Origin of the sequence: Pantoea sp. Tr-811 (genome assembly GCF_011752535.1) — a bacterium.
Taxonomy (GTDB): Bacteria; Pseudomonadota; Gammaproteobacteria; order Pseudomonadales; family Pseudomonadaceae; genus Aquipseudomonas.
Map to the genome: position 1 here is coordinate 77,252 of NZ_VWXJ01000024.1, position 14,038 is coordinate 91,289.

The 14,038-nt window shown below is 60.0% G+C and carries 2 protein-coding genes; both read right to left on the reverse strand.

Features of this window, described 5'->3' with window-relative positions; all coding sequences use genetic code 11:
* Nucleotides 1-94: 94 nt before the first annotated feature.
* Complete coding sequence (locus F3J44_RS26500; RefSeq protein ID WP_167277423.1) at nucleotides 95-8,671, reverse strand: non-ribosomal peptide synthetase; 8,577 nt, start codon at nucleotides 8,669-8,671, stop codon at nucleotides 95-97.
* Nucleotide 8,672: 1 nt separating this feature from the next.
* Complete coding sequence (locus F3J44_RS26505) at nucleotides 8,673-14,009, reverse strand: amino acid adenylation domain-containing protein (protein WP_370526792.1); 5,337 nt, start codon at nucleotides 14,007-14,009, stop codon at nucleotides 8,673-8,675.
* Between the last annotated feature and the right edge of the window lie 29 nt (nucleotides 14,010-14,038).

The following is a 14,038-nucleotide window of genomic DNA, read 5'->3' on the forward strand; positions in this document are numbered from 1 at the left end:
CAGACCTGACATTTCGGAAAAAAAAACGCCGTCAACCTAGGTCGACGGCGCGCAGTTTCTAGCGTAGCCGCCCCAGAGGGGCGGCTGATCTGCCTCAGTCGGTAAGCATCCGGGTCAGCAATCTGGTCACCAAGCCCTCAACAACTGCTCTGTGCCCGAGGATGCTGTAGTGGTCGGCATCGACCCTCAGGTGTTCAAGGCAGCCTTCGATCAGAGGGAACGCAACGTCCCGCCCCGCCCACCAACACACTGCCGAAGCCCGAGTGACGGGCAAGCCATTGAGTTGCAATGAAAGCGCCTTCAATTGCATGGCTACCTGGAAGGTATGGGCAAGCTCACCACTGTCGAGGCCGCCGAGCCCCGAGCCGTTTCCAACCCGAGCCAGGGCCTCATCAATGATCCCTTCGAGCACTTGGTCCTGGGTGCCCTGGTTGACACGAGGCACTGAAATCATTGATTTTTCAACGCCCAGAACCACGCTGAGGAACGCTTCCAGATCACGGTTCCAATCGTCCTCGACTTGCGGCTCGGCAGCCGATGGAATGAAGCTATCCACCAGCCCCAGGAACGAAACCTGCTGCCCCTGGCCCTCCAGTTCTTGAGCCACCAGCACTGCCAATGCCCCCCCCAGCGACCACCCAGCCAAACGGTAGGGACCTTCGGGTTGTTGCTGACGAATATACTGGGCGTAGTCGATGGCCATGGACTGCAGCGAATCGTCCTGCCACTGATGGTTCAGCAGCATGCGGCACTGCAAACCATAGACACTACAGTGGCCATCCAACCGGCGGGCCAGTGGATCGTAATCGAACACCGTGCCAAACCCTGCATGCAGGCAGAACAACGGAGCTTCATCCTCAACGCGAGCGTTGAGCAACAACAAGGGGTTGAGACACTCATCGTTCACGCTGTAGCCCGACAGCTCGCCGATGGTGGGTTTACCCATGACGTCGCGCAACTTCAGATCAATGGCCAAGCCCGAGTGCGCGCGTACCTTGGAAAGCATCTTGAGTACACGCAGCGAATCACCGCCCAACTCGAAGAAGTTATCGTCGATACCGACAGCTTCCACTTCAAGCACCTCGGCCCAAATCTGCGCCAATACTTGCTCTGCCTCATTACGCGGTGCTACCCGGCGCTGAGCAATTGTACCGCCCGGCGCGGGCAACGCGTTACGATCGATCTTGCCATTCGGTGTGAGTGGTAACGCGGGCAGGATCATCATCTGCGTCGGCACCATATAGTCCGGCAACTCTGCACGCAAAGCGTCCCGCAATTGTGTTGTCGTAGTGCTGGCTGAGCCCGTCACCACGTAGCCGGCCAGTTGTTTGCCTGTCGTCCCTTCACGCGCCACCACCACAGCGTCCCTGACATCAGGCAGGTTACGCAACCTCGCTTCGATCTCGCCCGGTTCGATACGGAAGCCGCGGATTTTCAACTGATTATCCAGGCGGCCAATAAAGTCGATGACGCCATCAGCCCTGCGTCGTACCCGATCACCCGTCCGGTACAAACGAGATCCCTGGCCGAAGGGGTCTGCCACGAAACGTTCAGCGGTGAGCTCCGCACGCTGATGGTAGCCGCGGGCGACACCTTCACCACCGATGTACAACTCTCCCGAAACTCCATCAGGCACAGGGTTCAGGTTCTGGTCAAGGACATGCAAAGTGCGCTTGCCGACCCGATCACCGATCGGGGCATAAACCGCCCGGCAGGATTGCGCAGCCGACACTTTCCACAGTAACGGTGTCACAACGGTTTCGGTCGGGCCGTAGCCATTGGTCAGCAAGCGTGGTCGCAAAGTACGCTTGACCAGTTCAAACAGCGCATCCGGTACTGCATCACCACCAAAGCAATAGATGCGTACCGGTGGTGCCGGCTGTTGCTGACTCGCTGCGAATTCGGCCAGCTGCTGCAAGTAGGCCGGTGGGAAACAGGCTATATCGATGCGTTCTTCATGCAACACGCGGAAGGTTTCTTCGGCAGCCCACAAGCGGTTATCCCGGATGACCAGGCTGCCACCAGACGACAATGTCGACAGCCAGCGTTCCTGAGCGCCGTCGAAGGCAAACGACATGAACAGCAACTCTCGCGTGGCCGTGTCCATCTCGTAGAGCTCGGCAATCGCCTCGCAATGCATACGGATCTGATCCTGGCTAACCGCGACGCCTTTGGGTTTGCCGGTCGAACCTGAGGTGTAGATCAGATAGGCAAGGTTATCGCCATCAACGAGGGGTGTCGGAGCCTGGGTCGACTGTTCGCTCACGGGCAAACGATCGATCTCCACGCATGATTGCGTTTTACTAAAGCGATTTCGAATACCACTGCTGGTCAACAGCAAGTGCATGCCCGAGTCTTCGACGATCCATTGCAGCCGTTCTTGTGGGTAGTCGATGTCCAGCGGCACGTAAGCAGCGCCCGTTTTCATCACCGCCAAGAATGCCACGATCACATCCACTGAACGTTCCAGAGCGATACCGATCGTGCGCTCAGGAGCAGCTCCAAGGGCGATCAATTGGTTAGCCAGACGATTGGCCTGCTCATCGAGTTGCGCATAACTCAGCTTGTGCCCCCCACACACGACAGCCTCTGCATCAGGACACAGGAGCGCATGCTCCGCGATGCGCTGAGCCAGTCGAGGCAACGATCTAGCGGAGACAGGCAAGACGTTGCGCTGTTCGTCAAGTCGCTGCTGTGCCAAGGTCAACATATCAAGGCTGCCAACCGTTGCATCAGGATCGCCAAGCATCGCCTCGAGCAAGCGTTCAAAACTGCCACGCAAAAGGGAGGTGGCAGACTCGGTGAATCGGTTACGCAAGTAAAGGAACTCGATCGACAGGGTTCCCCCCAGGTGAACGGCCAAATCCATGGCGTAATTGGTTACGTCTCGGTTGCGTACTTCACCAAAGCGCAGGTCAGCCCCGCTGCCCTCCTCCAAACGCTCATCCACGGGGTAGTTTTCAAATACCACAATGCTATCGAACAAAGGTTGCCCTGGGCGCCCTGCCCAGCGTTGGACATCGGCCAGCGCTGCATGTTCATGATCACGCAGATCCAGGTTGAAGCCTTGCAGCGCGTGCAGGTAAGCGGCGACGGTCTGCTCAGGTTGTGGCGCATGCACAACGGGCAAGGTATTGATGAACAACCCAAGCATTTCATCGACGCCTGGCAAGCCAGCCGGGCGCCCAGCTACGGTTGCCCCGAAGCACACGCATGACTGCCCGGTGTAACGTTGCAACACCAACAGCCAGGCTGCCTGAATCAACGTGTTGGGCGTTACTCGCAACTTCTGGGATTGCTCGCGCAGCCACTGGGTTTTTGTTTCGTCCCAACGCAGATAAAGCGCATCATGACCCTGCAGACTGCTGTCGACCTCTGCGGCGATGCTACCGGTCAGCAGGGTGGGTATTTCCAGCTTACGGAGATTGTCAGTCCAGAACCGCTCCAATTCAGACTGGGGCTGCTGTACAAGCCAGCGGATGTAGTCGGCGTAGCGGCTGCGAGCTGGGTTCGAGACCTGGCCATGGTAGATCTCCAGTACCTCACCAAGCAGCCGAGCATTACTCCAGCCATCCATCAAAATATGATGGCGTGTCCAGATCAGGTGCAACCGGTCTTCATCGAGTCGAACCAACATGAGTCGCATCAACGGTGCTGCCGTCAGGTCGAAACCGATCTGCGCGTCATCGGCAGCCAACTCATCCAACATCTGCGCGGTGACGGTCAGATCGCGCCAATCGTGGACTACGACCGCAAGCTCGGCGCGTCGGTGCACCAGTTGCAACGGATCACGCAACTCTGCTGAGGTCCAGAAGCTCGTTCGCAGAATGTCGTGCCGGGCAATGACCTGTTCCCATGCTTTGAGGAATCGGTCGATTTCCAGGCCACAGACTTCCACGCTTGTCTGATTGATATAGAGTGCCGATTCCGGTTCTTGCAAGGTGTAGAACAACATGCCCTGCTGCATCGGCGAAAGCGGGTAGATATCCGTAATGGCTTCGACTGCCACTGGCAGTGTTTCCAGCTGCAACTGCGTAAGCGCTGCCAACGGGAAGTCCGAAGGCGTTGCACCTCGATGTTGAGCATCGCAGCAGTGCTCGATCAACACCTGCAATTCTTGCGCATAGTCATCTGCCAACTGCTGAATACTTGCTTCGTCAAATATTTCGCGGCTGAAACTCCAGGCCAATTTCAACTCGCCACCGTAAACTTGGCCATTGAGTGCCAGCAAGCTCCCCAGGGGCGCCTGGCTGTCCTGTGTCGCACCGCCATACTCTTTGGCAGGAACGAACAAGCGCGACTGTTCATCGAAACTGCCGTCGAACTGGCCCAGATAATTGAACACGATCTCGCCTTGCGGCAGTGCCGCCAGTAGAGCGCGGGCATCGTCCCTTGCCAGATGGCGCAGCAGGCCATAACCCAATCCTTTGTTCGGGATCGCTCGCAACTGCTCTTTGATCGTCTTGACCGACGCTGCCAGGCCCGACTGAGGGCTAAGCTTGACTGGGTACATACTAGTGAACCACCCCACCGTGCGGCTCAGGTCCACATCGGCGAACAGGTCTTCCCGGCCATGCCCCTCTAGCTTCACCAGCACCTCGTCCCGGCCGGTCCAGCGCGCGATGACACGTGCCAACGCAGTCAGAAGCAAGTCGTTGATCTGCGTGCGATAGGCTGCTGGAGCGTCCTGCAGAAGCTGCCGGGTGATATCACGATCAAGACGGGTGATAACCGATGTTGCATGGCACTGCTGATTGCTCCCGCCGGGATGGTCGCACGGCAGGGCATCACTGGCGTTTTGAAGTTGCTGCTGCCAGTAACCAAGCTCGGCCAAGAGCTGCGGGCTTTGCGCGTACGCTTGCAAGTGGGTGGCCCAGGCTTTGAAGGAACTGGTCTTGGCGGGCAACTGCACAGGTTTTGCGTCTCGCAGTGCCTGATAGGCCTGTTGCAGATCCTCCAGCAGCACCCGCCACGATACGCCATCCACCACGAGGTGGTGAATCACCAGCAGTAATCTTTGCGAGCCATCGGGCATTGCAGCGAGCACTGCACGCAGAAGCGGACCTCCACTCAGGCTCAAACTTTGCTGAGCTTCAGCGGCGGTATGCTCCAAGTCTTGCATATGCAGGTGATCTCGAACCCATAAAAGGTTCTCTGCATCGGGCTCGCCGAATGTAGCCTGCCAGCTTCCTTCGTGCTGCTCGAACGACGCACGCAATACATCATGATGCATGACCACCGCCGCAATCGCCGCCTTCAGGCTCTGCGCATCTAGCGCTTCTGAAGGGTTTAGCAGCACGCTCTGGTTCCAGTGATGACGCTGCGGGATATCACGTTGGAAGAACGCAGCTTGAACAGGGATCAACGGTGATACCCCGGCAACCAATCCTTGGTCCTGTTGCCCAGCCCGTGAGCGTTGTGCCAGCGTTGCCAAGGTTTGGACTGTCTGGGACTGAAGCAGGTCTTTCGGGGTAAAGTGAATCGCCTGCTGACGCGCACGACTGACCACCTGCAAGGAAATGATCGAGTCCCCACCCAGCTCGAAGAAGTTATCGGTCAAGCCCACCTGCTCAAGCTTCAGTACATCCGCCCAGATCGCCGCAATCTGCTGCTCAAGCTCGCTCTGTGGCGCCACATACTCACCCTGCAGCGCGCTGGCATCCGGCTGCGGCAGGGCCTTGCGGTCCAGCTTGCCGTTCGGGGTTACTGGCAGTTGCTCAAGCAGCAGCAGGTGCGTTGGCACCATGTAGTCCGGCAGGCCAGCCTTCAGCGCTTCGCGCAGGCTGTCGCGCAGCGCGCCCTGCTCCTGCGTGCTGTCGGCGGGCACCACGTAGCCCACCAGTTGCTTGCCGCTTGGCCCGTCCTGGGCCAGTACCACCGCTTCCTGCACGCTGGGCAGTTCCAGCAGGCGTGCTTCGATTTCGCCCAGCTCGATACGCAGGCCGCGGATCTTCACCTGGTGGTCGATACGCCCGGCGTAGTCGATCACGCCGTCGGCGCGGTAACGCGCCAGGTCGCCGGTGCGGTACAGGCGCCCACCGTTGTCGCTGAACGGGTCCGGCACGAAGCGCTCGGCGGTGAGCGCCGGGCGCTGGTGGTAACCACGGGCCAGGCCCACGCCACCCAGGTACAGCTCGCCGGCACTGCCGCGCACCGCCGGTTGCAGGCTGCCTTCGAGGATGTGGGTTTTCAGGTTGTCGATCGGCTGGCCGATCGGCACGCTGATGCTTTCGTCTGGCTGGCAGGTCCAGTGGGTGACGTCGATTGCCGCCTCGGTCGGGCCGTACAGGTTGTACAGGCCCGCTTGCGGCAGGCGTTGCAGGGTCTGGCGGGCCAACTCGGCCGGCAGCGCTTCACCGCTGCACACCACGCGCTTGAGGCTGACACAGCTTTCCACCGCTTCGTGGGTCATGAACGCCTGCAGCATCGACGGCACGAAGTGCAGCGTGCTGATGCCGTTGTGGTTGATGGCGTCTACCAGCAGCTGCGGGTCGCGGTGCGCGCCCGGCTGGGCCACCACCAGGCGCGCGCCGGTCATCAGCGGCCAGAAGAACTCCCACACCGACACGTCGAAGCTGAACGGGGTTTTCTGCAGCACGCTGTCGCTGGCGTCCAGGCCGTAGGCCTTCTGCATCCACCACAGGCGGTTGACCAAGGCCTGGTGGCTGTTGCCGGCGCCTTTCGGGCGACCGGTGGAGCCGGAGGTGTAGATCACATAGGCCAGGTTCAGCGGCGCCACGTCGATCGTCGGGTTGGCATCGCTGTAGCCGCTCAGGTCCTCGGTATCCAGGTCCAGGCTGCGCAGGCCAGCCGGGATCGGCAGGGTTTCGCGCAAGTGCGACTGGGTCAGCAGCAGGGCAACCCCGCTGTCCTCGAACATGTAGCTCAGGCGGTCCTGCGGGTACTCAGGGTCCAGCGGCACGTAGGCGCCACCGGCCTTGACGATGCCCAGCAGGCCAATGACCATCTCCAGGCTGCGTTCCATGGCGATGCCGACCAGGGCATCCGGGCCCACGCCCAGTTCGCCCAGCTTGTGCGCCAGTTGGTTGGCACGGCGGTTGAGTTCGGCGTAGCTCAGGGTGTGCTCGCCGAAGGCCAGTGCCGGGGCATCGGGGGTGGCAGACACCTGGGCTTCGATCAGCGAATGAATGCTGCGGGCATCCGGATAGGCGGCATGGGTGTCGTTCCAACCCCGCACCATAGCCTGCTGTTCTTGCAAACTCAGCAGCGGCAAGTCCGACACCTGTTGGCTTGGCTGGCGAACGATAGCGTGCAGCAGATTGTACCAGTGCTGCGCCATGCGCTCGATGGTCGACGCCTCGAACAACTCAGTTGCGTAGGTCATCGCCGCTTCTACGCCACGTTCATGCTCGACCGTATCCAATTTGAGATCGAACTGCGCTGTTTCGTTGCTCCAGGCGACGCTCTCTACTTCAAGCCCGGGCAAACTATGGCGCTCACCTTTGACTTGAGTCTGGTGGTTATACATGACCTGGAACAGCGGGCTATGAGTAAGGCTGCGCTCCGGCTGCAAGGCCTCGACCAGTTGTTCGAATGGCAAATCCTGATGTGCCTGAGCCCCCAGAACACGTTGCTTCACCTGTGCCAACAGCTCATCAAAGCGACTGGCAGGGCCGAACTCGGCCCTGATGACTTGAGTGTTGACGAAAAAACCGATCAAGCGTTCGGTTTCCACACGGTTGCGGTTGGCAACCGGCACACCGACGCGTATGTCCGCTTGCCCGGTATAACGGTGCAACAATACCTGGAAGCTCGCCAACAGCAACATGAACAGCGTCGTGCCTTGCTGCTGAGCACACTGCTTGAGCGACTCTACCAACTCATCTGGCAGGCTGATTCCGATGCTGGCACCGGCGCCGCTGGCGACGGCGGGCCGGGGGCGATCAGTGTGCAGCTCAAGTACCGGCTGCTCATCCCCCAGCTGCTCTTTCCAGAACGCCAATTGACGGTTCTGCTCGCCGGCCTCCATCCATCGGCGCTGCCAGATGGCATAGTCGGCATACTGGATCGGCAAGTCCGGCAGGGTAACGTCCTTGCCCTGGCTGAAACCGTCGTAGAGGCGAACCAGCTCATCCACCATCACCGGCATCGACCAGCCATCCGACACGATGTGGTGCATTGTGACGGCCAGCACGTGCTCATCCTTCGCGAGTCGCAGCAACCCTACTCGCAGCAGCGGCCCGCGCGCCAAATCGAAGGGCTGTCGCGCTTGGGCCTCGACCCATTTACGGACCGCTTGCTCGTCGGCCTTTGCCTGCACGTCCAGCTGCAATTCAAACGCGGGCGCGTCTTGCAACACCTGCACGGCTTGCGCGCCTTCCAGGTGGAAGGTGGTGCGCAGCGTTTCGTGACGGGCGATCAATGTCTCGAAGCTGCGCTGCAGCGCAGCAGTGTCCAGTTGCCCCTTGAACTTCAATGCGGTGGGAATATTGTAGGCCGCACCTAGTGGCTCCCATTGCCAAAGGAACCACTGTCGCTGTTGAGCATAAGACAACTCCCGGTACTCGACATCGTGCCTTACCACTGGAATCGGCAGTTGTGCCAGGCTGATACCTTTGTCACCGAGCTTTTCCAGAAAGAGCTGACGTTGTGCAAGAGGCAGGCGAACGAAGCGCTGGACCAAATCCGAATTTCTTTTTTCCATGTCCATCTCAAATGGCCTCAAGCTCACTCATGAAGTCCTGGAGCTCATCCAGGTCTTGCTCACTGTTGATATTCAATTCACTGATCAGGTCGACGTACGCCTGCAGGGTTTCAGCCTGGAACAGCAATGCCAGGGGCAGATTCACGCCCAGCTCGATCTGCAGACGCGCCATGACTTGGGTTGCCAGCAACGAGTGCCCCCCCAGCTCGAAGAAGTTGTCGCCAAGGCCAACCCTGTCGAGCTTGAGCACATCGGCCCAGACGGCTGCCACGCGCTGTTCGAGTTCAGTACGAGGCGCCACGTACTCACCCTGCAGCGAACGCGCATCGGCTACTGGCAAGGCTTTGCGATCAAGCTTGCCGTTAGCGGTCAGCGGCAGGGCCTCAAGCAGCATCAGGTGCGCAGGCACCATGTAATCCGGCAGATCCGCCTTGAGCGCACTACGCAAGACTTCGCGCAACTGCGACTGGCTTTCTGGGCTATCGAGTACGGCGGCATCAGCGGGAACCACATAGGCCACCAACTGCTGCCCACTCGGCCCGTCCTGAGCCAGGATGGCGGCTTGGCGTACTGTCTGCTGCGCCAACAAGCACGCTTCGATTTCCCCAAGCTCGATGCGGAAGCCACGAATTTTCACCTGATGGTCGATGCGGCCCATGTATTCGATAACGCCATCGCTGCGGTAGCACGCCAGGTCGCCTGAACGATACAAGCGGCTACCACAAGCACCGAACGGGTCTGGGATGAAGCGCTCTGCAGTCAAGCCGGCACGGCCGAAATAACCCCTCGCGACACCCGCCTCACCGATCAACAGCTCGCCATGCCCCCCCCGCACTACAGGGTTCAGGGCTGAATCGAGTACATACCAGGACAAGTCGGGAATCACCTCGCCAATCGGACTGATCGCACCTTGGCGCAGATCGTCGAGGGTGATCGGGCGGTAGGTAACGTGCACAGTGGTTTCGGTGATGCCGTACATGTTCACCAGACGTGGCTGGCTGTCGCCAAACGTGTCAAACCAAGGTTTCAAGCTGGCAACCTCAAGCGCTTCACCACCGAACACCACGTGTCTGAGCATCAACGGTTGCCCTGCAACAGCACGCTCACAGGCGATTGGCATCAATTGCTTGAAGGCCGATGGAGTCTGGTTGAGCACGGTGACCTGCTCACGTACCAACAGGGCGTGGAATTCATCGAAAGAGCGCGCCACATCCTTGGATACGATCACAGCCTTACCGCCGTACACCAACGCACCAAACAGTTCCCAGACCGAGAAGTCGAAAGCATAGGAATGGAACACCGTCCACACATCGGTGGCATCGAAGCCGAACCAGTCCTGGGTGGCGGCAAACAAACGCACCACATTGCTGTGTGGCAGTAAGGTGCCCTTTGGCTTGCCAGTCGAGCCAGATGTGTAAATCACATACGCCAGGTTCTCCGCGGCCACCGAGATTCCGAGGTTGGCAGCGCTGTATTCGGCAAAGGTGTCAGCCACGACATCCAAGCACTGAACGTGCACTGGCACCGGTAGTGTCTGCGCTACATGCGCCTCGGTCAGCAGCAGAGCAATGCCACTGTCCTCGAACATGTAGGCAAGACGCTCCTGCGGATAGCCTGGGTCCAGCGGCACATAAGCGCCACCAGCCTTGAGGATACCCAACAACGCCACCACCATCTCCAGGCTGCGGTCCAACGCGACGCCTACCAGTACATCAGGCCCCACGCCGAGCTCGCGCAGTTTGCGCGCCAAGCGGTTAGCGCGGCTGTTGAGCTCGCCATAACTGAGGGTCCTATCGGCGAAGACCAATGCCTGTGCATCCGGTGCAGCACTTACTTGATGCTCGATCAATTCGTGCAGCGCTTGGGTATGAGCAAATCGGGTCTGCCTGGGGTTCCACGCTCGCAGCGTGTGCTGATACTCATCTGCATCCAGCAGCGGCAACTCACCGATGGCTTGCCCCGGATCCCGAATCAACGCCTCCAGCACGTTGTGCAGATGACAAGCGACCTGCTCAATCGCAGCCTCACTCCAGCGTGCCCGATCATGCCGGTACTGAATCGACAAGCCTTCACCCAAGCTGACCAGCAAGGTCAGGGGATAATTGGTTTGCTCCTGAACGGACACCTCACCAAAATGCAGTCCACCGGGTGCGCCTTGCTTCAAAGCCTCGGATACCGGGTAGCTTTCGAACACCACAAGGCTGTCAAATAGGGACTCACCGCCCAGCCCAGCCCAACGTTGCACGTCGTACAGCGGCGTATGCTCGAACTCGCGCAAGGCCAGGTTGCACGCCTGCACCTGAGCGACCCACGTCGCCACAGTCTGCTCAGCTCGTGGGGCGGCGACCACCGGCAAGGTATTGATGAACAGCCCGACCTGCTCCTCCACACCCGGCAGATCCGTCGGACGCCCGGCAACGGTTGCGCCAAAACATACAGCCGATTGCCCAGTGTAGCGCTGCAGTACCAGCAACCACGCCGATTGCACCAAGGTGTTAACCGTGACACGGTTGGTTCGGGCAAAGGCTTCGATCCGGGCTGTCAGCTGGGTATCAAAACACTGTTGCAAATCACACTGGCCGATGCCTGTTGGGAGCTGCGGCTCGCGAATGGCTTTGGCCAGATGCGTCGGCACCTGCAGGTCCAGCAGCTGACCTTTCCAGAACGTTTCGGCGGCCGCCCGGTCTTGTCGCTGCAACCAGGCAATGTAGTCGCGGTAGCTTCCCGCCTGAGAGGGTAACGGTTGCCCGGCATAACGCTGTAGTACCTCGCCCAACAGGCGAGAACTGCTCCAGCCGTCCATCAGTATGTGGTGACTGGTATAGATCAACCGATGACGCTCGTCATCGGTGCGCACCAGCACCAGTCGTAACAGCGGAGCCTGATCCAGGGCGAACCCTTGCTGGCGCTCACCCTCGGCCAGGGCTTGCAGGGCCTGCTGCAAGGCAGGCTGGCCACGCCAGTCATACTCGGTGATTGGCAGTTCCACCTGCTTGTGTACCACCTGCACAGCTTGCTCCAGTGTACCTTGCCAGAAGAATCCGCTGCGCAGCGTAGGGTGAGCCTCCAGCGCTGCTTGCCAGGCTTGCCCGAAGCGTTTCACGTCCAGCCCGTCGACATCGACCTGCAATTGGTTGATGTAGCTACCGGCCTGTTGCTCATAGAGGGTATGGAACAGCATGCCTTGTTGCATGGGCGACAATGGGTAGATATCTGCAACCTGAACGGCAGGCGTCGGCAGGCTGTCCAACTGTTGCTGGCTGAGGCCGGCCAGAGGGAAGTCCGAAGGCGTGATGCCGCGATGTTGTTCTTGGCAGCAATGAGCGATGACGTCGACCAGCGCTTGCTGGTATGAGGTTGCCAACCACTCGACGGTTTCTGCGTGGAAAATAGCCTGGCTGTAGTTCCACTCCAGGCGCAACTCGCCACCATAGACCTGCCCACTCACAGACAGCAGGCTGGCCAGGGTCGACGCAGGATCCTGCTTGGCGCCGTCATTTTCCGACGCGGGCACAAATAGGCCGGCAGAGTCGTCAAAACTGCCATCGAACTGGCCCAGGTAGTTGAACACCACCTCACCCTGCGGTAGCGCCGCCAACTCGGCACCGGTTTCTACACCACTCAGGTAACGGAGCAAGCCATAACCCAGCCCCTTGCCAGGGACCGCGCGCAGTTGCTCCTTGATGGTCTTGATAGAATCCGCGAGTTCGGCCTGAGGCGTTAGCTTGACCGGATACATGCTAGTGAACCAGCCCACGGTGCGACTTACGTCCATGCCATCGAAGAGGTCTTCTCGGCCGTGCCCTTCCAAACGCACCAGCACTGCTTCACGTTCGGTCCAACGGCTCAACACTTGAGCCAATGCGGTCAGTAGCAAGTCGTTGATCTGCGTGCGGTAGGCAGCCGGCGCATCCTGTAGCAGCTGGCGCGTGGTTTCACGGTCCAGCCGGGTGGTGAAGGAGGCCGCGTGACACTGCTGATTGCTACCCCCGGGAATATCCCGAGGCAGTGTATCGACGGCGCCCTGCAATTGTTCTTGCCAGTAGGCCTGTTCTGCCCGCACCCCGGCACTTTGTGCGTAAACCTGCAGCTGTTCTGCCCAAGCTTTGAACGCATGCGTTTTGTTTGGCAGGTTCAACGGTTGGCCTGCTGCGAACGCACGATAGGCCAGCTGCAGATCGTCGAGCAGTACACGCCAGGAGACGCCGTCGACCACCAAGTGATGAACGACCAGCAGCAATCGCTGGTTGCCATCCGGGAGTTCGGCTAGCACGGCCCTCAGAAGCGGCCCTCGCTCAAGTGCAAGGCTGCGCTGGGCATCATTGGCCAACTGCTCGAACGCCTCGATGTCAGTCACCCGCATAGACCAGAGCAGTTGCTCCGCCTCAACAGCGGCATATTCGGCGTCGACCCTACCGTCCACTTGCATGAAACGCAGGCGCAGGGCGTCATGATGCTCAAGTAAAGCACGCAAAGCCGCGTCCAGATGCACGGTGTCCAGTGCTTCGACAGGGTTGAGCAATACCGACTGGTTCCAGTGATGCCGCTCAGGAATTTGACGCTCGAAGAACCAATGCTGGATCGGAGTCAACGGAGCGGAACCTGTTACAGCGGCCTGATCGATCAGTTGGCTATGTTCTCGACGAGCCACTAGCGCCAACGCTTGAACGGTTTGATGCTCGAACAGATCCTTGGGCGTGAACTGGATATCCGCCTGACGCGCACGACTAACCACCTGCAAGGAAATGATCGAGTCCCCACCCAGCTCGAAGAAGTTATCGGTCAAACCCACCTGCTCAAGCTTCAGCACATCCGCCCAGATCGCCGCAATCTGCTGCTCAAGCTCGCTCTGCGGCGCCACATACTCACCCTGCAGCGCGCTGGCATCCGGCTGCGGCAGGGCCTTGCGGTCCAGCTTGCCGTTCGGGGTTACCGGCAGCTGCTCAAGCAGCAGCAAGTGCGTTGGCACCATGTAGTCCGGCAGCCCGGCCTTCAGCGCTTCGCGCAGGCTGTCGCGCAGCGCGCTCTGCTCCTGCGTGCTGTCGGCGGGCACCACGTAACCCACCAGTTGCTTGCCGCTTGGCCCGTCCTGGGCCAATACCACCGCTTCCTGCACGCTGGGCAGTTCCAGCAGGCGCGCTTCGATCTCGCCCAGCTCGATACGCAGGCCGCGGATCTTCACCTGGTGGTCGATACGCCCGGCGTAGTCGATCACGCCATCAGCGCGGTAACGCGCCAGGTCGCCGGTGCGGTACAGGCGCCCACCGTTGTCGCTGAACGGGTCCGGCACGAAGCGCTCGGCGGTCAGCGCCGGGCGCTGGTGGTAACCACGGGCCAGGCCCACGCCACCCAGGTACAGCTCGCCGGCACTGC